This window comes from Pseudomonas sp. P116 (genome assembly GCF_020149425.1).
GTDB lineage: Bacteria > Pseudomonadota > Gammaproteobacteria > Pseudomonadales > Pseudomonadaceae > Aquipseudomonas > Aquipseudomonas anatoliensis.
The window spans coordinates 605874-631002 of sequence record NZ_JACVHB010000005.1 but is presented as its reverse complement, the minus strand read 5'-3'; the positions used below and the strand labels follow the sequence as shown (position 1 = coordinate 631002).

Genomic DNA, 25129 nt, shown 5'->3' with positions numbered 1-25129 from the left:
TAGCCAACTGCGCGCAAGTATGCGGTGCGGCGACCCAATCGTCACCGCTGCGGTCATCGCAAACGTGACGGCCGCCCCAGAAGGGCGGCCGTTTTGCACGCGGATCAGCTGTTGTTGTGGTCGACTTTGATGGTCGGGTCGCTGCCGGCAATCAGGTTGTGGATGTTGGCGCTCGACCAGTTGTTGCCTTCCAGTTTGATCGTCACGTCCGGTGTTGCTGCGGCAGCGTCACCGGAGTTGAACTTGCCTGCCGAGCTGACTTGCAGCGACGACGTGCCATCGACCGTGGTGATCTTCAGGAAGTTGTCGATGGTGCTGCCGGTTTCGCCCTGCAACAGATCACGCAAGTCGATACGGTCACCTTCGGCGGCTTTGAAGTCCTTGATCACGTCGTTGCCGGTATCACCCGACTTCCAGACGAAGGTGTCGGCACCGGAACCACCGATCAGGATGTCATTGCCCTGACCGCCGATCAGTGTGTCGTTGCCGGTGCCGCCCAGCAGGATGTCATTGCCTTTGCCGCCGTCGAGCACGTCATTGCCGCCCGAGCCGAACAGGATGTCATTGCCCGCGCCGCCCAAGAGGGTGTCGTTGCCGTCATGCGCACCGGATACATCGAACGCCTGATAGTGCTCGGTGATGTACTGGTGCACATTGCTGGTGCTGACTTTGCTGACCTCGACGCCGGTTTCCTTGGCGACGAACGCCTGCATTGCCTGGTAACCCTCGCCGGCGATGCCGTTGAAGCTGACCAGATCGCCGAACAGGATGTCGTTGCCGGCGCCACCGTTGACGGTGTCGTTGCCCGGCATCGTCGCTTCGGTGTGGCCGATGATCGAGTTGGCCAGATCCTTCGGATCGATGTTGGTCTGCGGCACGCCGTCCGAATCGTACGGTTTCAGGTCACTGAGGCTGACGCCGCTGTTAAGGCCGATGGCTTCGACGTTCGACAGGTTGCTGAGCAACGAGAAGCTGCTGGTCGAGTTACTGGTGGTGTACCAGTCGGTGCTGTTACCGCTACCTGCCAGGCCGGACAGCTCGTAAGTGCCGTCACCCTGAGCGTGTACGGTGCCCAGATTGGTGGTGGACCAGCCATAACGGTTGGAGTACGTCTGCAACTGGGCAAAGCCGCTGGAGTTGATGCTCAGGTAATGCGTGTTGTCGATGTAAGTGCTGAAGGTGTCACCCAGCTTGTAGTTGCTGGTCGTCACCACACTGTCGAACTTCACGCTGCCGTACAGCGTCGGGTTGGTCTGCTCGCTGGCCTGGTAGTAAGTCGGTTGGCCGTCGGTGATGAAGTACGTGAGGTTCTTCGCGCCGGCGTTGGCCACTGCATCAGCACTCTGGAACCAGTTGGCTGTGGTTTTGAACACATCCTCGTAGTTGGTGCCGCCGCCGGACGTCATCGAGTCCAGCGCTGCCTTGAGCTGCGTCAGCGCATTTGGATCGTTAAGGTTCACCGACACCGATTTATTGACCTGGGTATCGAAGTCCACCAGGAAGATATTCACCGTGCCCGAGTTGCTGCCGCCCAGGCTCTGCTTGAGGGTGTTGAACACCGACGTCAGCGAGTCCTTCGCGGCGTTGAGCGAAGAGGCGCTCATACTGCCGGAGCTGTCGACCATGAACGCGATGTTGTAGTTGGTGCCCGGCACCACGGTCAGACCGCCGATGTCGGCGACAACGATGTCGTTGCCGTCAGTACCGACGACAGTGTCGTCAGCCGAAGTCGCGGTAATGGCGTTGTAGACCGCCGGCACCACGGTGACCGGAATGGTCGCGGTGCTACTGGCCGAACCGCCCACGGCTTCGGTGGAGGTTGATGTCACGGTCAGGTTGAACTGGCCGTTGTAGTAGGTCGGCGGGGTCACGGTCAGGCTACCGAGGCTCCAACCGGTGACGTTGGCTTCGCCGTTGCTCGCGGTGACCGTGAAGCTATGGCCGGCGCCGTCGCTCAGTACCGAGCCGACCGGCGCGCCGCTGATCTTCACGCTCAGGGTTTCCGAGCCGTCGGTGTCGGTCAGGGCGGTGTTGATCGCCGACAGTTTCACCGTGGTGCCTTCGGCGCCGGTGTTGAGCTTGTAGCCGTCGTAATAACCTTCGCCGTTAGTACCGTGCAGGTCGGAGACGGTCACGCCGGAATTCACCAGATCCTGCACGCCGGTGTAGATCGGTACGCCGGCGCTGCTCAGGTCGATCGGCGTGCTGCCGTTGACCGACAGGTTGACGTCGTAACTGCCCGGGCCGCTCTGGTTGTGGTGGTAGATGTCCAGCGTGTAGTAGCCGCTGGTGGTCGGGGTGAACGATCCGTTGATCGCGCCGCCCGCGCCCCAGGTACCCGACGCCACATTCTTGCCGCCAATGGTGATCAGCAGACTGTCATCGGCGATGCCGCTGAAAGTGTAGGTCTTGCCGGCTTCGAGGAAGATCAGGCCGGACGTCTTTGAAGCGGTGCCAGCGGTCACGCTGCCGTCGGACTGCACGTTGGTCACGCTGCCGCTGGAGTTCGGCGTACCAGCGCCGTCGATCACGTTTTTCAGCGTGGTCGAATCTGCGCCGTTGCCGTTGGTGCCCAGGCCCGACAGGCCGGTCCAGACTTCCTTGATCAGCCCGGTCGACTTCACGCTGTTATCGGCAACGCCCAAGGTCGGGGCATCCGCCACTGGCGTGATGTCGATCTTCACGGTGCCTGTGTTGCCCAGCAATTGGCCGTCGGTTGGCTGGAACTTGATCTGCGCGTAGTCAGCCTGGTTGTTGCCAATGCCGGTGCCGCCGTAACCGTTCACACCCGACTCGTTGGCGTCCGGCATGAAACGCAGCTTGCCAGCGTCGATATCAGCCTTGCTGAAGGTCTGGTTGTTGGCGACGTCTTTCCAGGTCGAACCGTCCAGGTACTGCAGTTTGCCTTCACCCGGCAGTTGGGTGATTTTCACCCCGAGGCTGCTGGACGGGCTGTCGACATCCGTCACACCAAAGGTCGACCAGCCGAGGATCAGCGGGGTGTCTTCGGTGCCGGTGACGTTGGTCGGCGCTGCAACCGGTGCATCGTTGACTGGCAGCACGTTGACCGTGGTGGTCGCGGTGTTGGAGTAGTTGCCGCCATCGGTCACGGTCACGGTGATGATGCGCGGCACCGTGCTCGGATCTTCACTGTTGTTGGTGAAGCTGATGTTCTTGATCGCCTGCATGTAATCGGCAAGCGTCGCGTTACCCGACAGAGTCAGGGTGACAGTGCCGTTGGTGCTGTTTGCATTGATCGTGATGCCGTTGACGCTGTTGCCCAGATTCAGCGCATCGCCGTCCTGACGGTTGGTCAGCACGACGGTGGCGCCGGTCAGCATGGTGCTGTCCGGATCGGTGATTCTGATATCGGTGTCGGCAATCGACACACCTGCGCCCGGAGTATTTTCGGTGAAAGTCACCTTGTAATCGGCCCCGGTTGCACCGCTGGAGTTGTTGGCGTCCAGATCGATAACCGGTGGCGCATCGTTGTCGATGATCGAGGTGCTGACGCTGCCATTGGTGGTGCTGACCGCCAGATTCTCGAAGTTGCCGCCAGTGGCCGTGTCGATCTTGACCACGAAGTTCTCGGTGCCTTCGGTGATCTTGTCATCGAGGGTCGCGACGTTGAACTGCGCGCTGCTGGCGCCGGCCGGGATCTTCACGGTGTACACGCCAGTGAAGTCCGAACCGTCGGCAGCGGTGCCGCTGTAGACGATTTTCAGGGTCACCTCGGTTTGCGCCGGGTGCGTCAGGCTGACGGTATAGCTGGCGGTCTGACCTTCCGTTACCGAGGTGCTGCCGGTGATGCTGGCAGTGGTGGTGTCGATGGTGTCGGTGACGCTGGTCACGGCTGGTGTTTTGCTTGGTACCAGGTTTTCGAAGTTGCCACCGGTAGCGGTGCTGATCGTTGCCTGCACGGAACCGGCGTCTTTGTAGACGTCATCGGATGGCGCAGGAATGGTCACGGTGCCGGTGGTCTTGCCAGCGTCGATGGTGATTACCGAGCCGTTGCTCAGGGTCACAGTCACCGGCGAGCCAGCGACGTTGGTCAGCGTTGCGGTGTAGGTGATCTGGCCACCCTCGGCCACAGAACCGGTCGCGGTCAGCGACAGGTTGGTGGTGTCGACGGTGTCGGTCACGGTGGTGCTGACCGGGGTTTTGTCGGCTACGAGGTTTTCGTAGTTGCCACCGGTTACGTTGGTGATCGAGTTGGTCAGCGGGGTGTGACCGGTCAACGCGTCATTCGGCGCGGTTGTTGTTGCGGTGCCAGTAGTCTGGCCGACGCCGATGGTTATCGTCTGGCCGTTAGCCAAGGTCACGACAACTGGAGAACCGGTTACTGGAGCACCGACAGTTGCCGTGTAGACAACGTTGCCGCCCTCGGCTGCGGTTGTGGTCGCAGTGAGTTTTACGGTGGAGGTGTCGATGGTATCGGTAACGCTGGTGACCGCCGGAACAGTGCTTGGTACCAGGTTTTCGAAGTTGCCACCGGTGGCGTTGGTGATGGTTGCCTGCACGGAACCGGCGTCTTTGTAGACGTCATCGGATGGCGCAGGAATGGTCACGGTGCCAGTGGTTTTGCCAGCGTCGATGGTGATAACCGAGCCGTTGCTTAGGGTCACGGTGACTGGCGAGCCAGCGGCGTTGGTCAGGGTGGCGGTGTAAGTGATCTGGCCACCCTCGGCCACGGTGCCGGTCGCGGTCAGCGACAGGTTAGTGGTGTCGACGGTGTCGGTCACGGTTGTCGAAACCGGAGTCTTGTCGGCTACGAGGTTTTCGTAGTTGCCGCCAGTTACGTTGGTGATCGAGTTGGTGATCGGCGCGTGGCCAGTCAACGCATCGTTCGGCGCAACGAAGGTCGCGGTGCCGGTCGTCTGGCCGACGCCGATCGTAATCGTTTGACCGTTAGCCAGAGTCACGACGACAGGCGAGTCGGTGACAGGCGCGCCGACAGTCGCCGTGTAGACAACGTTGCCGCCCTCGGCTGCGGTTGTGGTCGCAGTGAGTTTGACGGTAGTAGTGTCGATGGTATCGGTAACGCTGGTGACCGCCGGAACAGTGCTTGGTACCAGGTTTTCGAAGTTGCCACCGGTAGCGTTGGTGATGGTTGCCTGCACGGAACCGGCGTCTTTGTAGACGTCATCGGATGGCGCAGGAATGGTCACGGTGCTAGTGGTTTTGCCAGCGTCGATGGTGATAACCGAGCCGTTGCTCAGGGTCACAGTCACCGGCGAGCCAGCGGCGTTGGTCAGGGTGGCGGTGTAAGTGATCTGGCCACCCTCGGCCACGCTGCCGGTCGCGGTCAGCGACAGGTTGGTGGTGTCGACGGTGTCGGTCACGGTTGTCGAAACCGGAGTCTTGTCGGCTACGAGGTTTTCGAAGTTGCCGCCGGTTACGTTGGTGATCGAGTTGGTGATCGGCGCGTGGCCAGTCAACGCATCGTTCGGCGCAACGAAGGTCGCGGTGCCAGTGGTCTGGCCGACGCCGATAGTAATCGTCTGACCGTTGGCCAGTGTCACGACGACAGGCGAGTCGGTGACTGGTGCTCCGACGGTAGCGGTGTAGACGACATTGCCGCCTTCAGCCGCTGTACCGGTGGCGGTCAGCTTCACCGTCGTGGTGTCGATGGTGTCGGTGACGCTGGTCACTGCTGGAACAGTGCTTGGTACCAGGTTTTCGAAGTTGCCACCGGTGGCGGTTTTGATCGTTGCCTGGACGGAACCGGCGTCTTTGTAGACGTCATCGGATGGCGCAGGAATGGTCACGGTGCCGGTGGTCTTGCCAGCGTCGATGGTGATTACCGAGCCGTTGCTCAGGGTCACAGTCACTGGCGAACCAGCGGCGTTGGTCAGAGTGGCGGTGTAGGTGATCTGGCCACCCTCGGCCACAGAACCGGTCGCCGTCAGAGACAGATTGGTGGTGTCGACGGTGTCGGTCACGGTGGTGCTGACCGGAGTTTTGTCGGCTACGAGGTTTTCGTAATTGCCGCCGGTTACGTCAGTGATTGCGTTAGTAATTGGCGCATGACCGGTCAACGCATCGTTCGGCGCGGTGAAGGTCACGGTGCCAGTGGTCTGGCCAACACCGATGGTGATGTTCTGACCGTTAGCCAGAGTCACGGTGACTGGCGAGCCAGTTACCGGGGCGCCAACAGTCGCGGTGTAAGTAACAGTGCCGCCTTCTGCCGCCGACTCGGTCGCGGTCAATTTGACGGTCGACGTGTCGATGGTGTCGGTGACGTCGGTCACGGCTGGAACGATGCTTGGCACCAGATTCTCGAAATTGCCGCCGGTGGCCGTGGCAATGGTCGCTTCGACTTTGCCGGCGTCTTTATAGACGTCATCGGTCGGAGCCGGAACGGTCACGGTGCCGGTCGTTTTGCCCGCCTCGATGGTGATCACCGCGCCGTTGCTCAGGGTCACAGTCACTGGCGAGCCGGCAGCGTTGGTCAGCGTCGCGGTGTAAACAATCGAGCCGCCTTCAGCCACAGTGCCGGTCGCGGTCAGCGACAGGATGGTGGTGTCAGCGACATCAGTCACGGTGGTCGAAACCGGCGTCTTGTCGGCCACGAGATCTTCGTAGTTGCCGCCGGAAACGCCTGTGATCGAGTTGGTCAGGGGTGCATTACCGGCCAGCGCATCGTTCGGCGCGGCAGCGGTCACGGTGCCGGTGGTCTGGCCAACAGCGATGGTGATGTTCTGGCCGTTGGCCAGGGTTACGACAACTGGCGAACCAGTCACCGGGGCGCCAACGGTGGCGGTGTAAGTGACGGTACCGCCTTCAGCGACGGAAGTATCGGCAGTCAGTTTGACCGTCGAAGTATCAATGGTGTCGGTGACGTCAGTAACGGCTGGAACGGTGCTCGGCACCAGGTTCTCGAAATTGCCGCCGGTGGCCGTGGCAATGGTCGCTTCGACTTTGCCGGCGTCTTTATAGACGTCATCGGTCGGCGCTGGAACGGTCACGGTGCCGGTCGTTTTGCCCACCTCGATGGTGATCACCGCGCCGTTGCTCAGGGTCACAGTCACCGGGGAGCCAGCGGCGTTAGTCAGCGTCGCGGTGTAAACAATCGAGCCGCCTTCAGCCACAGTGCCGGTCGCGGTCAGCGACAGGTTGGTGGTGTCAGCGACATCAGTCACAGTGGTCGAAACCGGCGTCTTGTCGGCCACGAGATCTTCGTAGTTGCCGCCGGAAACGCCTGTGATCGAGTTGGTCAGCGGTGCATTACCGGCCAGCGCATCGTTCGGCGCGGCAGCGGTTACGGTGCCGGTGGTCTGGCCAACAGCGATGGTGATGTTCTGACCATTGGCCAATGTCACGACAACCGGCGAGCCGGTCACTGGCGCGCCAACGGTGGCGGTGTAAGTGACGGTGCCGCCTTCAGCGACGGAAGTATCGGCAGTCAGTTTGACCGTCGAAGTATCAATGGTGTCGGTGACGTCAGTAACGGCTGGAACGGTGCTTGGCACCAAATTCTCGAAATTGCCGCCGGTGGCCGTGGCAATGGTCGCTTCGACTTTGCCGGCGTCTTTATAGACGTCATCGGTCGGAGCCGGAACGGTCACGGTGCCGGTCGTTTTGCCCACCTCGATGGTGATCACCGCGCCGTTGCTCAGGGTCACAGTCACTGGCGAGCCGGCAGCGTTGGTCAGCGTCGCGGTGTAAACAATCGAGCCGCCTTCAGCCACAGTGCCGGTCGCGGTCAGCGACAGGTTGGTGGTGTCAGCGACATCAGTCACAGTGGTCGAAACCGGCGTCTTGTCGGCCACGAGATCTTCGTAGTTGCCGCCGGAAACGCCTGTGATCGAGTTGGTCAGCGGTGCATTACCGGCCAGCGCATCGTTCGGCGCGGCAGCGGTTACGGTGCCGGTGGTCTGGCCAACAGCGATGGTGATGTTCTGACCATTGGCCAATGTCACGACAACCGGCGAACCAGTCACCGGGGCGCCAACGGTGGCGGTGTAAGTGACGGTGCCGCCTTCAGCCACCGAAGTATCGGCAGTCAGCTTCACGGTCGAGGTGTCGACGGTGTCAGTGACGTCGGTAACGGCCGGGACAGTACTTGGTATCAGGTTTTCGAAATTGCCGCCGGTAGCGGTGGCAATGGTCGCCTCGACTTTACCGGCGTCTTTATAGACGTCATCGGTAGGAGCCGGAACGGTAACGGTACCGGTGGTTTTGCCAGCCTCAATGGTGATCACAGCGCCGTTGCTCAGGGTCACAGTCACCGGCGAGCCAGCGGCGTTAGTCAGAGTCGCGGTGTAGGTGATCTGGCCACCCTCGGCCACAGAACCGGTCGCTGTCAGTGACAGATTGGTAGTGTCGACAGTGTCAGTGACGTTGGTCGAAACCGGCGTCTTGTCAGCCACCAGATCTTCGTAATTACCGCCGCTCACCTCAGTGATCGCGTTGGTAATCGGCGCATGACCAGCCAACGCGTCGTTTGGCGCAATGGTGGTCGCGGTGCCGGTAGTCTGGCCCACGCCGATGGTGATCGTCTGCCCGTTCGCCAGGGTTACGACAACTGGAGAACCCGTTACTGGAGCGCCGACAGTTGCGGTGTAAGTAACAGCGCCACCCTCAGCCGCCGACTCGGTCGCGGTGAGTTTGACGATAGTAGTGTCGATGGTATCGGTAACGTTGGTGACGGCCGGAACAGTGCTCGGCACCAGGTTTTCGAAGTTGCCGCCAGTTGCAGTCGAAATAGTCGCTTCGACTTTGCCCGCATCTTTGTAGACGTCATCGGTCGGTGCCGGAACGGTCACAGTACCGAACGTTTTGCCGGCATCAATGGTGATCACCGCGCCGTTCGACAGGGTCACGGTAACCGGAGTGCCGGCCGGGTTGGTCAGCGTAGCGGTGTAATCAATCGACCCACCTTCAGCCACCGAGTCGGTCGCGGTCAGGTTCAGGTTGGTGGTGTCGTTGGTGTCCGAAACCGCGGTGTCAGCGGGCTTGCCGTCGACAGCGAGTTTTTCATAGTTGCCGCCGGTGGCGCCGTCGATGGTCACGCTCAGCGAGCTGCCGCCCGCCAATGGGCTGTTCGGCGCGACGAAGTTTACGGTGCCGGTGGTTTCGCCCACGGCGATGGTGATGGTCTGGCCGTTGGACAGGGTCACCACGACTGGGGAGCCGGTCACCGGGGCGGTCACGGTCGCGGTGTAAACCACGGTTTCGCCTTCGGCGACGTTCGCGGTGGCGCTCAGCGACACGGTGGAGGTGTCGATGGTGTCGTTGACGGTGGTAACGGCCGGAACAGTGCTCGGCACCAGGTTTTCGAAGTTGCCGCCAGTAGCAGTCGAAATGGTCGCTTCAACTTTGCCGGCATCTTGGTAAACGTCATCGCTCGGCGCTGGAACGGTCACGGTACCAGTGGTTTTGCCCGCCTCGATGGTGATCACCGCGCCGTTCGACAGGGTCACGGTCACTGGCGAGCCAGCAGCGTTGGTCAGGGTCGCGGTGTAGGTGATCTGGCCGCCTTCATTTACCGAACCGGTTGCGCTCAGCGACAGGTTGGTGGTGTCGGTGGTGTCGGTCACGGTCGTGCTGACCGGGGTTTTGTCGGCCACCAGATTTTCGTAGTTACCGCCGCTCACGTCAGTGATCGCGTTGGTCAGCGGCGCATGACCGGTCAACGCATCGTTCGGTGCAGTCGTTGTCGCGGTGCCAGTGGTCTGGCCCACACCGATGGTGATCGTCTGGCCGTTGGCCAAGGTCACGACAACCGGCGAACCAGTGACTGGTGCGCCAACGGTAGCGGTATAGGTGACAGCGCCGCCTTCAGCCGCCGATTCGGTCGCGGTGAGTTTGACGGTCGAGGTGTCGATGGTGTCAGTAACGTCGGTCACGGCTGGTGTGGTGCTTGGAACCAGGTTCTCGAAGTTGCCGCCAGTCGCTTCCTTGATGGTGACTTCGACTTTGCCAGCGTCTTTGTAGACGTCATCGGATGGGGCCGGAACGGTCACGGTGCCGGTGGTTTTGCCTGCTTCGATGGTGATTACAGAGCCGTTGCTCAGAGTCACGGTCACTGGCGAGCCCGCAGCGTTGGTCAGGGTCGCGGTGTAGGTGATCTGGCCACCCTCGGCCACGGAGCCGGTCGCACTCAGCGACAGATTGGTGGTGTCGACCGTATCGGTCACCGAAGTCACGGCCGGCGATTTGTCCGCCACCAGATTTTCGTAGTTGCCGCCGCTGGTGCCGTCGATCTTCACGCTCAGGGTGTTGCCACCCGCGAGTGCATCGTTCGGTGCAGTGAAGTTGACGCTGCCGCTGCTGGCGCCGACCGGGATGGTGATGGTCTGTCCGTTGGACAGGGTCACGACAACCGGCGAACCCGTAACCGGCGCGGTGACGGACGCGGTGTAAACCACTACGCCACCTTCAACGGTGCTGGCCGTGGCGGTCAGCGATACGGTGCTGTTGTCGATGGTGTCGGTCACGTCGGTCACGGCCGGGGTCTTGTCGACCACCAGGTTCTCGAAGTTGCCGCCGGTAGTTTTGGTGATGCTCGCGTCGACTTTGCCGGCGTCCTTGTACACGTCATCGCCAGGTGCTGCGACGGTGGCGGTGCCGGTGGTGGCGCCTTTGGCGATGTTGATCACCGCGCCGTTGCTCAAGGTCACGGTCATGGCCGTGCCGGCTGCATTGGTCAGTGTGGCGGTGTAGATGATCGAGCCGCCCTCGGCGACCGAACCGGTCGCGCTCAGGCTGATATTGGTGGTGTCGACGGTGTCGGTGACGGTGGTGACCACGGCCGAGCGGTTGGCATCGACCTGCTCGAAGTTGCCGCCGCTGTGGCTGGCAATCGCGGTCTGCACTTTGCCGCCATCGATATACGGCGTGTTCGCTGGCGCGGCGAAGTTCACCGATCCCTGAGTGGCGCCGGCAGCAATGTTGATGACTGCGCCGTTGGCCAAGGTCACGGTCATGGCGGTGCCGGCCGGGTTGCTCAGAGTCGCGGTGTAGGTGATCTGGCCACCTTCGCTGACGGTGTCGCTTGCGGTCAGGGTCAGGCTGGTCTTGTCGACGGTGTCATTGACGGTGGTGCTGACCGGCGTCTTGCTGACGTCGAGCTTCTCGAAGTTGCCGCCGCTGGCATCGGTCATGGTTACAGTGAGCTTGCTGACGTCTTTATAGACGTCATCGCTCGGTGCCGGAATGGTCACCGAACCCGTGGTTTTACCGGCTTCGATGGTGATGGTCTGGCCGTTGCTGAGGTTGACGGTTACCGGCGTTTGCGCGGCGTTGGTCAGGGTCGCGGTGTAGGTGATCGACGTGCCTTCGAGCACATAGCTTTCGGCGCTGAGGGTCAGGTGCGTAGTGTTGATCGTGTCGGCAACGTTGGTGACCGCTGGTGTGGTGCTCGGAACGAGGCTCTCGAAGTTGCCGCCGGTAGTGTCCTTGATGGTCACTTCGACTTTGCCGGCGTCTTTATAGACGTCATCGGCAGGTGCCGGAACAGTCACGGTGCCAGTGGTCTTGCCGGCGTCGATGGTGATGGTCGAGCCGTTGCTCAGGGTCACGGTCACCGGGGTGCCGGCCGGGTTGTTCAAGGTCGCGGTGTAGACGATCTGCCCGCCTTCGTTGACGTTACCGGTGGCGGTCAGCGAAACGGTGGTGGTGTCGACGGTGTCGGTCACGGTGGTGCTGACCGGGGTTTTGTCAGCGACCAGATTTTCGTAGTTGCCGCCGGTTACGTTGGTGATCGAGTTGGTCAGCGGTGTATGGCCGGCCAATACATCGTTCGGTGCGGTCGCGGTCGCGGTGCCTGTGGTCTGGCCCACGGCAATGGTGATGCTCTGGCCGTTTGCCAGGGTCACCACGACAGGTGAACCCGTCACTGGCGCGCCGACGGTAGCGGTGTAGATGACGCTGCCACCTTCAGCCGCGGTTTCGCTGGCGGTCAGTTTGACGGTGGTGGTGTCGACGGTATCGGTCACGTCGGTGACGGCCGCAACGTTGCTCGGCACCAGGTTCTCGAAGTTGCCGCCGGTAGCGTCCTTGATGGTCACTTCGACTTTGCCGGCGTCCTTGTAGACGTCATCGGCTGGCGCTGGAACGGTCACGGTGCCGGTGGTTTTACCGGCTTCGATAGTGATAACCGAACCGTTCGACAAGGTCACGGTAACTGGCGAGCCCGCAGCGTTGGTCAGGGTCGCGGTGTAGGTGATCTGGCCACCCTCGGCCACAGAGCCGGTCGCACTCAGCGACAGGTTGGTGGTGTCCGCTACGTCAGTCACGGTGGTGCTGACTGGAGTTTTGTCGGCCACGAGGTTTTCGTAGTTGCCGCCGGTTACGTTGGTGATCGAGTTGGTCAGCGGTGCATGACCGGTCAATGCATCGTTCGGGGCAGTCGTTGTCGCGGTACCGGAGGTCTGGCCAACACCGATGGTGATGGTCTGGCCGTTAGCCAGGGTCACGGTCACTGGAGAACCTGTCACCGGTGCACCGACAGTCGCGGTGTAAGTGACGGTGCCACCTTCAGCAGCGGACTCGGTCGCAGTCAGTTTGACGGTCGAAGTGTCGACGGTGTCGGTAATGTCAGTGACGGCTGGAACGGTGCTCGGCACCAGGTTCTCGAAATTGCCGCCAGTAGCCGTGGCAATGGTCGCTTCGACTTTGCCAGCGTCTATATAGACGTCATCGGCAGGCGCCGGAACGGTCACGGTGCCGGTGGTCTTACCGGCATCAATGGTGATCACGGCACCGTTCGACAGGGTCACGGTGACTGGCGAGCCAGCCGCGTTGGTCAGGGTCGCGGTGTAAGTGATCTGGCCGCCTTCATTTACCGAACCGGTGGCGCTGAGCGACAGGTTGGTGGTGTCGGTGGTGTCAGTCACGGTGGTGCTGACCGGGGTTTTGTCCGCTACGAGGTTCTCGTAGTTGCCGCCCGTCACGTTGGTGATCGAGTTGGTGACCGGAGCCTGCCCAATCAATGCATCGTTCGGTGCAGTGAAGGTCACGGTGCCAGTGGTCTGGCCGACAGCGATGGTGATGTTCTGGCCGTTGGCCAGGGTCACGGTCACTGGAGAACCTGTCACGGGTGCACCGACAGTCGCGGTGTAAGTGACGGTGCCACCTTCAGCGATCGAGGTGTCGGCAGTCAGTTTTACGGTCGAGGTATCGACGGTGTCGGTAATGTCAGTGACGGCTGGAACCGTGCTCGGCACCAGGTTCTCGAAATTGCCGCCAGCCGCCGTGGCAATGGTCGCTTCGACTTTGCCAGCGTCTATATAGACGTCATCGGCAGGCGCCGGAACGGTAACGGTACCGGTGGTTTTGCCAGCGTCGATGGTGATGACGGCGCCGTTCGACAGGGTCACGGTCACTGGCGAGCCAGCGGCGTTGGTCAGTGTTGCGGTGTAGGTGATCTGGCCACCCTCAGCCACAGATCCGGTTGCACTCAACGACAGGTTGGTGGTGTCCGCGACGTCAGTCACGGTAGTCGAAACCGGCGTCTTGTCGGCCACGAGGTCTTCGTAGTTGCCACCGGAAACGCCTGTGATCGAGTTGGTCAGCGGTGCATTACCGACCAGCGCATCGTTCGGCGCGGCAGCGGTCACGGTGCCAGTGGTCTGGCCGACAGCGATGGTGATGCTCTGACCGTTGGCCAGGGTCACGACAACCGGCGAGCCGGTCACTGGCGCGCCAATGGTGGCGGTGTAAGTGACGGTGCCACCTTCAGCCACCGAAGTATCGGCGGTCAGTTTTACGGTCGAAGTGTCGACGGTGTCAGTGACTTCGGTCACCGCTGGCGTGGTACTCGGGACAAGATTCTCGAAATTGCCGCCGGTAGCAGTGGTAATGGTTGCTTCGACTTGGCCGGCGTCTTTATAGACGTCATCGGCAGGCGCCGGAACCGTCACGGTGCCGGTGGTTTTGCCAGCGTCGATGGTGATGACGGCGCCGTTCGACAGGGTCACGGTCACTGGCGTGCCAGCCGGATTGGTCAGGGTCGCTGTGTAGACGATCGAACCACCTTCAGCCACCGTGCCTGTGGCGCTGAGGCTCAGGCCGGTGTTGTCGACCGAGTCGGTGATGGTGGTCACTGCTGGCGTCGGGTTCGGCACCAGGTTTTCGAAATTGCCGCCGGTAGCGCCAGTGATGGTGGTGCTGACGGTGCTGCCGTTGTTGTAGACGTCGTTGGCCGGGGTCGGCACGTTGACGGTACCGGTGGTCTGGCCTGCACCGATGGTGATGGTCGAGCCGTTCGACAAGGTGACGGTAACCGGTGTTTGCGCCGGGTTGGTCAGAGTCGCGGTGTAGGTGATCTGGCCGCCCTCGACGACGCTGCCGGTCGCGGTCAGGGTCAGGCCGGTATTGTCGACCGAGTCGGTAATGGTGGTCACTGCTGGCGTCGGGTTAGGCACCAGGTTTTCGAAGTTGCCGCCGGTAGCGCCAGTGATCGTGGTACTGACGGTGCTGCCGTTGTTATAGACGTCGTTGGCCGGGGTCGGCACGTTGACGGTGCCTGTGGTCTGGCCCGCGCCGATGGTGATGGTCGAGCCGTTCGACAGGGTGACGGTGACCGGTGTTTGCGCCGGGTTGGTCAGAGTCGCGGTGTAGGTGATCTGGCCGCCCTCGACGACGCTGCCGGTTGCGGTCAGGGTCAGGCCGGTGTTGTCGATCGAGTCAGTGATGGTGGTCACTGCTGGCGTCGGGTTAGGCACCAGGTTTTCGAAATTGCCGCCGGTAGCGCCAGTGATGGTGGTGCTGACGGTGCTGCCGTTGTTATAGACGTCATTGGCCGGGGTCGGCACGTTGACGGTACCGGTGGTCTGACCCGCGCCGATGGTGATGGTCGAGCCGTTCGACAAGGTGACGGTAACCGGCGTTTGTGCCGGGTTGGTCAGGGTCGCGGTGTAGGTGATCTGGCCGCCCTCGGTGACGTTCGGCGCCGTCGTCAGAGTGACGGTGGTGGTGTCGATGGTGTCGGTAACCTGAGTCGTGGCCGGTGTGGTCGGCGGCGTCACGGTGATGCCGTTGCCGCCGGTGGTGCCGGTGACGGTCACGTCGATCTGGGTCGGGTCGTTATAAACCGAGTCGTTCGGTGCCAGCGGTACGTTGACGGTACCGGTGGTCGAGCCGGCCGGAATCACAATCACCGAGCCGTTGGACAGGGTGATGGTCAGGTCGGTGAGCGGCGCCTGGGTCAGGGTCGCGGTGTACACCAGCACGCCGCCGGCTTCGGTGATGGTCGGTGTGGCGCTGAGGCTCAGGGTCGAATCACGCAGGGCATTCGTCGTCGTGTCAGTGGTCTGGCCGCCGGTGATGTTCTGTGCAGCCTGACCGGCCGAATTGATGCCCGCCGTCGGGAAACCAATAGTCGGATCAACGCGACCCGCCGTGGCGTCGAGCATCACGAAACTATGACCGCCACCGGCAGCACCACCCGTACCTGCGGCGCTTGGGCCGGCAGCGGTGGCGTCGAGTGCGGTAGTCGGGTCGACACCCGCGGCGATGGCCTGCTGCAGTTCTTCTACAGACGGCGCAGCCTGCGCGGTGGCTTCAGCCAAGTCAGTGCTTGAGTCGGGCGCGCTGGCGCTCCATTGGGTATCGCGACCCAGATCCAGCGTGCGGCCATCAGCCAATTCCAGCGACACGGCGCCGGAAAGACCAGTATCGATCTGATCGCCCACATACAGTCGATCGCCTTCAACGAGTACGCGGCGTACGCCCTCTGGGGACACCACGAATACCTGACCGACAATGCTTTTGACGATGGCAACAACACTGCTCATTGAAGACTCTCCGGGTGTCACGTTCAGTTGACTTCCATGGACCTGAAGGCATGGATGCCAATTCAGTCTGGACGTACTTTAAAAATTTGCGATACAAGATTGACGCTGTTTTTCGTCAATAATTTGGCTATATTCTTTCGCTATTAACTTTATGCCAAACTATTGACCTTCTGGGTGCCATCCTAAACAATCGTCCCACTAATGTCACATTGATATTCCGCGGCGACCTGTCCTTTTGCGTGTGAACCAGTTCCTGTTTTGAACTTTCCGACATACGGTCAATCCAGTCGCCAATCATCCGACGCTGCAGCACGTTTAGCTGTGATTCAAGACAAGAAGTTCTGGGAAATTTTTACCATGCGTTCGCAATTGCTCAAGGCCATACCCTTCGCCCTCGCCGCGTCTTTCGTACAAGCACAATCCTTACCAGAAGCCATGCAGCAGGCACTGGATGTCCATCCGGAAATCCAGGCAGGGGTCAACAGTCGTTTGGCCGCGGATTATCAATTAAGAGCAGCAAAAGGTGGATACCTGCCCAAGGTCGATCTGCTGGGCGGTTATGGCCGTGAAGGCACCGACAGCGTGACCACCCGCGCCAACGGCGGAGGCAATCACTGGGAGACTTTGAACCGTAGCGAGTCAAGTTTACGTCTCTCGCAAATGGTTTTTGACGGTTTTGCGACCTCCAGCGAAGTTGGGCGTCAACAAGCCACCGTTAACTCCCGCGCCTACTCTTTGCTGGGGACTTCCGAGCGCACCGGACTGACAGTTGCCCAGGTTTATCTGGATGTACTGACCCGTCGTGAATTCGTGCGTCTGGCCGAGGACAACCTCAAGAGTCATCAGCGCATTTACGACCAGATCCAGTTGCGCACCCAGCGTGGCGTCGGCAGCGGCGCCGACCTCGATCAGGCCGAAGCGCGGATGGCCCAGGCGCGCAATAACCTGATCACCGAGCAGACCAACCTCGCCGACTCGGAAACCAATTTCCTCAGCGCCGTTGGCCAGATGCCTGATCAACTGGAGCGTCCGGCGCCGTTCATGGCGATGATGCCGGCCAACCTCAATGAAGCGCGTCAGCAGATGGTGGAAAACAGCCCGATCCTGCGGTCGGCCGAGTCCGACATCGCCGCTGCCGAGAAGCAGTACGAAACCGCGAAGTCGACGTTCTACCCGCGTTTCGACGCTGAACTGGGCCGCACCGCCGACAACGATCTGGACGGTCAGAACGGCCACAGCAACGAATGGCAGGCCATGTTGCGCATGCGCTTCAACCTCTATTCGGGCGGCAGCAACAAGGCCGATCTGGAATCCAAGTCGTACCTGTCGAACCAGGCGCTGGACATCCGCAACAACGCCTTGCGTCAGCTGAACGAAGAGCTTGGCTTGGCCTGGAATGCCCTGAACAACGCCAACGCTCAGGTGCCAATCGCGCAGCAGTACGTCGATCACAGCACCTCGGTGCGCACCGCTTACCAGCGTCAGTTCAGCCTCGGCGAGCGTACCCTGCTCGATTTGCTCGACAGCGAAAACGAGTTGTTCACCGCTTCGCGGCGTCTGGCTGAAATCAAAAACATTCAGTTATTTACTCAGTATCGAATCAAGGCGACCATGGGCGAGTTGCTCAGAAGCCAGGGAGTGGTCGCGCCGTTGGCATCCGTTGTGCAGAACGACGTGAAGCCCAAGGTTCAGCTGCCTGGGATGAATTGAGTTATCCCTTTCAACTGTTAAAGAGTGTCGAGCGTGGAATCAGAAGTCAGTCGAGTTCATCTCAGTCATGATCCACGCGCGTTGCACGACGATCCGTTACTGGACGGTCTGCTCGCCCTTTGCATGCTGCACCAGAAACCCGCCAGCGCGGCGATGCTGACCACCGGCCTGCCGCTGCCCAAACAACGTCTGAGTGTCGAGTTGCTGCCCCGTGCGGCGGCTCGCGCGGGCCTGCAAGGTCGGGTGTTGCAGCGCAAGCTGGAAGAGATTCCATCGATTGCCATGCCCGCGTTGTTGTTGCTCAAGGACGGCCGCAGTGCCGTGCTGCTCGGCTGGCAAGGTGACAACGAAGCGCGAGTGCTGCTCAGCGAAAGCGACGGCGGCGAATCCGTGGTCAGCCGCGAACTGCTGGCCGACGACTACACCGGCAAGGTCTTCTTCGCCCAGCCGCAGCACAAATTCGACGTCAACCACGGCACGCTGATCCCGCGCGCACGCTCGTGGTTCCGCGACACCCTCAAGCGTTCGCGCTGGCTGTACGCCGACGCAATCGCTGCCAGTTTCCTGATCAACATCATCGCCATGGCCGCGCCGCTGTTCGTGATGAACGTCTACGACCGCGTCGTGCCGAACCAGGCTGAAGCCACCCTGTGGGTGCTTGCGCTGGGCATCACTGGCGCGTACATGTTCGACCTGATCCTCAAGAGCTTGCGCAGCCTGTGCCTGGATCTGGCCGGGAAGAAAACCGACCTGATCATCTCCGCCACGCTGTTTGAACGCATCGTTGGCATGTCGATGAAGTATCGCCCGGCGCGGGTCGGCAGCTTCGCGCAGAACATCCATGAGTTTCAGAGCCTGCGCGATTTCCTCGCCTCGCTGACCCTGACCAGCCTGATCGACCTGCCGTTTACCATCCTGATCTTCATCGTCATCGCCATTCTCGGCGGGCATCTGGTGTGGATTCCGGTGCTGGCGTTCCCGATTGCGCTGTTGATTGGCTACGCCTTGCAGAAGCCGCTGGTGGCAACCATGGAACGCACCATGGCCCTCGGTGCCGAGCGTCAGTCGAGCCTGATCGAAACCCTCGCCGGCCTTGATGCAGTCAAGGTCAATAACGCCGAAAGTGAGCGTCAGTACCAGTGGGAGCAAACCATCGGCACCCTCAGCCGCCTTGAACTGCGGGTGAAAATGCTTTCCGGTCTGGCGATGAACATCACCCTGCTGATTCAGCAACTGGCCGGGGTGATCATGATCGTCTTCGGCGTGTACCAGATCATCGCCGGCAACCTGAGCATGGGCGGTCTGATCGCCTGCTACATGCTCAGTGGTCGCGCACTCAGTCCGCTGGCTTCGCTGTCGGGTTTGCTGACCCGCTATCAGCAGGCGCGAGTGACCATGACGTCGGTAGACCAGATGATGGAGCTGCCGCAGGAGCGCAATTTCGAAGAGCGCCCGCTGAGCCGCAAGGTCCTGCAAGGCGCCATCGAGTGCCGTCAGCTCAACTTCACCTACCCGGAGCAGCAAAACCCGGCGCTGAAGAACATCAACCTGGTGATTCGTCCCGGCGAGAAAATCGGCATCATCGGCCGCAGCGGCTCGGGCAAGAGTTCGCTCGCCAAACTGCTGGTTGGCCTCTATCAGCCGGACGACGGCGCGTTGCTGGTGGACGGCGTTGATATCCGCCAGATCGACGTCAGCGAGTTGCGCTACAACATCGGCTACGTGCCGCAGGACATCCAGCTACTGGCCGGCACCCTGCGTGACAATCTGGTTTCCGGCGCGCGTTATGTCGAAGACGAGCTCGTGCTGCAAGCCGCCGAACTGGCCGGTGTCCACGAATTCGCCCGCCTGCACCCGCAAGGCTACGAACTGCAAGTGGGCGAGCGCGGGCAAAACCTGTCCGGCGGTCAGCGCCAGAACGTCGCGTTGGCCCGTGCGCTGTTGCTCAATCCGCCGATCCTGCTGATGGACGAACCGACCAGCGCGATGGACAACACCGGCGAAGAACGCCTCAAGCAACGCCTCGCAGCGGTGATTGAAAACAAGACCGTGGTGCTCGTCACGCACCGTGCCTCCCTGTTGTCGCTGGTGGATCGTCTGTTGGTGATCGATCGCGGGCAGATTCTCGCCGACGGCCCGAAAGCTGCGGTGATGGAAGCGTTGAAGAAGGGGCAGATCAGTGTTGCTTAAGTCGGGTTTCAAGGATTCGATCCGTCGCTACTTCAAAGGCACTGCATCGCTGCAGGGCCAGCCGCTGCCAGAGGTCAACAAGGCGCTGATCGAAGACGCCCCGCGCGTCGTGCGCCTGACCATCTGGGCGATCATCGGCTTCTTCGTATTCCTCATGCTCTGGGCCAACTTCGCCGTGATCGACGAAGTGACCAAGGGCGACGGCAAGGCGATTCCCTCGTCGAAGATCCAGAAAATCCAGAATCTGGAGGGCGGGATCGTTTCCGAACTCTTCGTCAAGGAAGGCCAGATCGTCGAAGCCGGCGCACCGCTGATTCGCCTCGATGACACGCGATTTGCCTCCAACGTCGGCGAAACCGAGGCTGATCGGCAGTCGATGTTGCTGCGCGTCGAGCGCCTGAGCGCCGAGGTCGATGACCGCCCGCTGAATTTCCCGGAAGACGTGGTCAAGGCCGTTCCCGTCCAGGCGAAAAGCGAAGAATCGTTGTACATCAGCCGTCGTCAGCAACTGCACGACGAGATCGGTGGCTTGCAGGAGCAGTTGATCCAGCGTCAGCAAGAGCTGCGCGAGTTCAGCTCCAAGCAGGCGCAGTACCGTCAGCAGCTGAGTTTGCAGCGTCAGGAAATCAACATGTCCGAGCCGCTGGTGGCGCAGGGCGCGGTGTCCCCGGTTGAAGTACTGCGCCTCAAGCGTGCCGAAGTGGAAACCCGTGGTCAGCTCGACGCCACCACGTTGGCGATCCCACGCGCCGAGTCGGCGATCAAGGAAGTGCAGCGCAAGGTTGATGAGACGCGCGGCAAATTCCGCAGCGAAGCGCTCACTCAGTTGAACGAAGCGCGCACCGATCTGAACAAGGCTCAGGCCACCGGCAAGGCACTGGAAGACCGCGTCAGCCGTACGCTGGTGACATCGCCGGTGCGCGGCATCGTCAACAAATTGCTGGTCAACACCATCGGTGGCGTGATTCAGCCGGGCAGCGACATGGTCGAAATCGTACCGCTGGACGACACTTTGCTGGTCGAAGCCAAGATCCGTCCGCAGGACATCGCGTTCCTGCATCCGGGGCAGGAAGCGATAGTGAAATTCACCGCGTATGACTACACCATTTACGGTGGGCTGAAAGCCCAGCTGGAGCAGATCGGCGCCGACACCATCACCGACGAAGACAAGAAAACCACGTACTACATCATCAAGGTGCGTACCGAACGCAGCCACTTGGGCACCGATGAGAAGCCGTTGTTGATCATTCCGGGCATGGTGGCGTCGGTGGATATCATTACCGGCAAGAAGTCGGTGTTGAGTTATCTGCTCAAGCCGATCATTCGCGCGCGGGCCGAGGCGTTGCACGAGCGCTAGATCTTTATTGGCCTTATCGGCCTCATCGCTGGCAAGCCAGCTCCCACAAGTTCAGAAGTCGAACACATAATCGTGTTTCAACCGAGAACCCTGTGGGAGCTGGCTTGCCAGCGATGGCGTCAGTGAAATCGCCACATTTCACCCAGAAGTGACAAAAACCGTCACTCACCCCCCAGTCCATTCCTCACCAATCGCCATATCGTTATTCGCTAACGGTATTTAATTTACGATTCTTATATCTTTAAAGTTACTTCCCTGCGTACCTGCCGACCAATCGGCGCGCCGCACGACCTGAACGAACACGCAATCCAGCGTGAGTTTCTGATCGACGTGCGCGCCCTGTGAGCGTGCCGTGCGTGGGAGATTATTGATGTCCGCAGCCACTGCCTCTTCTAGCGCCGCGATCGCCGCGCCGCAAACCTTCGAAATTCGTCCGTTCAGCGGTGCCGTCGGCGCCGAGATCATCGGCCTCGACCTGACCCGCCCGATCAATGATCAGGACTTCGCCCGCATTCACCGTGCGCATCTGGATCACCACGTTGTGGTCTTTCGCGACCAGCGCATCACCCCTCAGCAACAAATCGACTTCAGTCGCCGCTTCGGCGTGTTGCAGATCCACGTGCTCAAACAGTTCCTGCTGGCCAATCACCCGGAAATCCTCATCGTTTCCAACATCGTCGAGAACGGCCAGAACCTCGGTCTGGGCGATGCCGGCAAGTTCTGGCACTCGGACCTTTCCTATAAAGAACTGCCAAGCCTCGGCTCGATGCTGCACGCGCAGGAATTGCCGTCCGAGGGCGGCGACACCTTGTTTGCCGATATGCACAAGGCCTGGGACAGCCTGCCCGACGCGCTGCGCAAAGCGGTCGAGGGGCGCTTCGCTGCGCATTCCTACACCGCGCGTTACAGCGAAACCAAATTCGAAGGCAACTGGCGCCCGACTCTGACCCCGGAGCAACTCGCCCAAGTCGCGGAAGTGGTGCACCCGGTGGTGCGCACTCACCCGGAAAACGCTCGCAAGGCGTTGTTCGTCAGCGAAGGTTTCACCACGCGCATCGTCGGTCTGCCGGAAGATGAAAGTCAGCAACTGCTGGCTGAGCTTTACGCCCACAGCGTGCTGCCGCAAAACATCTACCGCCATCAGTGGCAGCCCCACGACCTGGTGTTCTGGGACAACCGCTCGCTGATCCACCTTGCCGTCGGCTGCCCTGCGCACCTGCGCCGCAAGCTGTATCGCACGACCATCCAGGGCGACGCGCCTTTCTGATTTGCCGGAGATTCGATCATGTCCAAACGTCTTCCATTCGCCCCGTTGGCCGCCGCCATTGGCCTCGGCTTCAGTCTGATCGCCGGTAGCCTGGTGGCGCCGACCGTGGCCCACGCCGAAGGTGAAATTCGCATCGCCGAGCAGTTCGGCATTGTCTATTTATTGCTCAATGTGGTGCGCGATCAGGGCCTGATCGAGAAGTACGGCAAGCAGGAAGGCCTCGACATCAAGGTCGACTGGACGCAGCTTTCGGGTGGCGCGGCAGTAAACGATGCGCTGCTGTCCGGTTCCATCGACATTGCCGGCGCCGGTGTCGGCCCGTTGCTGACCATTTGGGATCGCACCCACGGCAAGCAGAACGTCAAAGCCGTGGCTTCGTTGGGCAACTTCCCTTACTACCTGGTGAGCAACAACCCGAAGGTCAAAACCATTGCTGACTTCACCGAGAAAGATCGCATTGCAGTGCCGGCGGTGGGCGTGTCCGTGCAATCGCGTTTCCTTCAATACGCGGCTGCCAAGCAGTGGGGCGACAAGGAATTCAATCGCCTCGATAAATACACCATCGCCGTTCCGCACCCGGACGCGACCGCTGCGCTGATCGCTGGCGGCACCGAATTGAGCGGGCATTTCTCCAATCCACCGTTCCAGGATCAGGCGCTGGAAAACCCCAATGTGCATGTCGTGCTTAACACCTACGACCTGCTCGGCCCGAACTCGCCGACCGTGCTGTTCGCCACCGAGAAATTCCGCAACGAAAATCCGAAAACCTACAAAGCCTTCGTCGAAGCGCTGACCGAAGCCGCGCAATTCGCCCAGAACGATAAAGGCGCGGCAGCCGACACTTACATCCGCGTGACCAAAGCCAAAATCGATCGTGCAGCCCTGCTGAAAATCATCGATAACCCCCAGTTTGAATTCAGCGTTACGCCGAAAAATACTTATCCACTGGCCGAATTCCTCTACCGCGTCGGTGCGATCAAAAACAAACCGGAATCGTGGAAGGATTACTTCTTCCAGGATGCCAAACCGTTGCAAGGGAGCTGATCGAATGAATGCCCTTTTGCAAGGCCACGTGGCCAGCAACCCGATCGCCAGCACGCAAGCGCTGCTGGCGGTGGACCAGGTCAGCCTCGAATACCGCACGCCGCAACGTGTTGTGCGAGCCACCCATCAAGTCAGTTTCGACGTCGATCAGCAGGATCGCTTCGTATTGCTTGGCCCGTCCGGCTGCGGCAAATCCACACTGCTCAAAGCCGTCGGCGGTTTTATCCAGCCGTGCGAAGGCGAGATACGCTTGCAAGGTCAGCGAGTCGATGCGCCCGGCCCAGACCGGATCGTGGTGTTCCAGGAATTCGATCAACTGCCGCCATGGAAAACCGTCAAACAGAACGTGATGTTTCCGCTGCTGGCCTCGCGCACGCTGAAGAAGAAAGAAGCTGAAGAGCGTGCGCTGCACTATCTGGAAAAGGTCGGACTGTCAGCGTTTGCCGATGCCTATCCGCACACCTTGTCCGGCGGCATGAAAGCGCGCGTGGCGATTGCTCGAGCACTGGCGATGCAACCGAAAATCCTCCTGATGGACGAGCCGTTCGCCGCGCTGGATGCGCTGACCCGCCGCAAGATGCAGGAAGAATTGCTGCTGCTCTGGGAAGAGGTGCGTTTCACCTTGCTGTTCGTCACTCACTCGATTGAAGAGGCGCTGGTGGTCGGCAATCGCATTCTATTGCTGTCGCCGCATCCGGGGCGTGTGCGGGCCGAAGTGCACAGCCATCAATACGATTTGCAAAGCCTTGGCGGCGGGGCGTTTCAGGAGTCGGCGCGACGGATTCATCGACTGTTGTTCGACGAGGGCCAGTCTCCGAAAACCGAGCGTGAACACGACTTCAACGACATTCGCATCGCTTATTGAGCGGCCAGGAGAATCACCCGATGAGCCATTCATCATCTGTGCGTCAAGCGTTCGAAACGGTTCTGGAGCCGCTGACCAGTGTTCCGGTCGAGCGTGAATTGGCCCTGGGACAGCGGCTGTGGCAACAAGGCTGGCTGCGTAAAAGCCTGATCCTGATCGTGCTCGCAGTGTTGTGGGAAATCGTTGCCCGAGTGCAAAACAACGATCTGCTGCTGCCGAGTTTCGTGCAGACCAGCCATGCGCTGTACGACGGCCTGCTCAGCGGCGAGTTGCTGGGCAAGGTGTGGATATCTTTGGTGGTGCTGATCAAGGGCTATCTGATCGGCATCGTGCTGGCCTTCGCCCTGACCACTTTGGCGGTTTCGACGCAACTGGGTCGCGATCTGCTCAGTACGCTGACGTCGATGTTCAACCCGCTGCCGGCGATTGCGTTGCTGCCGCTGGCGTTGCTGTGGTTTGGGCTGGGACAGAACAGCTTGATTTTCGTGCTGGTGCACTCGGTGTTGTGGGCGCTGGCGCTCAACACTTATGCGGGGTTTCTTGGTGTTTCGGAGACCTTGCGCATGGCCGGTCGAAATTACGGTCTGAAGGGTATGCGTTTTGTCCTGTTCATCCTGATTCCGGCGGCGCTGCCGTCGATTCTCGCCGGGTTGAAAATCGGCTGGGCGTTCGCCTGGCGCACCTTGATCGCGGCTGAACTGGTATTCGGCGCGACCAGTGGCAAGGGTGGATTGGGTTGGTACATTTTTCAGAATCGTAATGAGCTGTACACCGACAAAGTGTTTGCCGGGTTGGCAGTGGTGATCCTGATCGGCTTGCTGGTGGAAAACCTGGTGTTCGATACGCTGGAGCGGGTGACCGTGAAGCGCTGGGGCATGCAGCGCTGAAAATCAAAAGATCGCAGCCTTCGGCAGCACCTACATGGGTTTGACGGTTCTCCGGTAGGAGCTGCC

At 60.7% G+C, this 25129-nt stretch carries 8 protein-coding genes; 7 read left to right on the top strand and 1 reads right to left on the bottom strand.

Annotated elements, in window-relative coordinates; genetic code table 11:
- Positions 1-104: 104 nt before the first annotated feature.
- A complete protein-coding gene (locus ICA15_RS20145; RefSeq protein ID WP_210554441.1) occupies positions 105-15743 on the bottom strand; it encodes a retention module-containing protein in 15639 nt (5212 codons plus the stop codon).
- Between the two features lie 357 nt (positions 15744-16100).
- On the opposite strand from ICA15_RS20145, the gene ICA15_RS20140 reads away from it, so the two are divergent.
- The 7 genes from ICA15_RS20140 to ICA15_RS20110 all read left to right on the top strand — a co-directional run bounded on the left by ICA15_RS20140 (position 16101) and on the right by ICA15_RS20110 (position 25063).
- Positions 16101-17453: a TolC family outer membrane protein gene (locus tag ICA15_RS20140; protein ID WP_150603984.1), complete on the top strand. Its 1353-nt coding sequence runs from the start codon at positions 16101-16103 to the stop codon at positions 17451-17453.
- A 33-nt stretch (positions 17454-17486) separates the two neighbouring features.
- Positions 17487-19643, top strand: coding sequence for a type I secretion system permease/ATPase (locus tag ICA15_RS20135; protein WP_210554440.1), 2157 nt, complete (start codon positions 17487-17489; stop codon positions 19641-19643).
- On the top strand, positions 19633-21000 hold the full coding sequence (locus ICA15_RS20130) for an HlyD family type I secretion periplasmic adaptor subunit (protein WP_150603983.1): 1368 nt from the start codon (positions 19633-19635) through the stop codon (positions 20998-21000). The genes ICA15_RS20135 and ICA15_RS20130 overlap by 11 nt, the downstream gene beginning before the upstream one ends.
- A 370-nt stretch (positions 21001-21370) precedes the next feature.
- The gene (locus tag ICA15_RS20125; RefSeq protein WP_210554439.1) at positions 21371-22267 is read left to right on the top strand and encodes a TauD/TfdA dioxygenase family protein; all 897 of its coding nucleotides are present in this window, start codon (positions 21371-21373) and stop codon (positions 22265-22267) included.
- 18 nt (positions 22268-22285) lie between these two features.
- The gene (locus tag ICA15_RS20120) at positions 22286-23311 is read left to right on the top strand and encodes an ABC transporter substrate-binding protein (protein WP_150603981.1); all 1026 of its coding nucleotides are present in this window, start codon (positions 22286-22288) and stop codon (positions 23309-23311) included.
- Positions 23312-23315: 4 nt separating this feature from the next.
- Positions 23316-24176 (top strand): ABC transporter ATP-binding protein, encoded by an 861-nt coding sequence (locus ICA15_RS20115; protein WP_210554438.1) that lies wholly within the window; start codon positions 23316-23318, stop codon positions 24174-24176.
- Positions 24177-24196: 20 nt separating this feature from the next.
- Entirely contained in the window at positions 24197-25063 is an 867-nt protein-coding gene (locus ICA15_RS20110) for an ABC transporter permease (RefSeq protein ID WP_210554437.1), read from the top strand.
- Positions 25064-25129 lie beyond the last annotated feature (66 nt).

Bases quoted from the DNA above. Each gene is read 5' to 3' on its own strand.
- ICA15_RS20125 (WP_210554439.1), top strand. From the start codon at position 21,371: ATGTCCGCAGCCACTGCCTCTTCTAGCGCCGCGATCGCCGCGCCGCAA.
- ICA15_RS20110 (WP_210554437.1), top strand. From the start codon at position 24,197: ATGAGCCATTCATCATCTGTGCGTCAAGCGTTCGAAACGGTTCTGGAG.
- ICA15_RS20140 (WP_150603984.1), top strand. From the start codon at position 16,101: ATGCGTTCGCAATTGCTCAAGGCCATACCCTTCGCCCTCGCCGCGTCT.
- ICA15_RS20145 (WP_210554441.1), bottom strand. From the start codon at position 15,743: ATGAGCAGTGTTGTTGCCATCGTCAAAAGCATTGTCGGTCAGGTATTC.
- ICA15_RS20120 (WP_150603981.1), top strand. From the start codon at position 22,286: ATGTCCAAACGTCTTCCATTCGCCCCGTTGGCCGCCGCCATTGGCCTC.
- ICA15_RS20115 (WP_210554438.1), top strand. From the start codon at position 23,316: ATGAATGCCCTTTTGCAAGGCCACGTGGCCAGCAACCCGATCGCCAGC.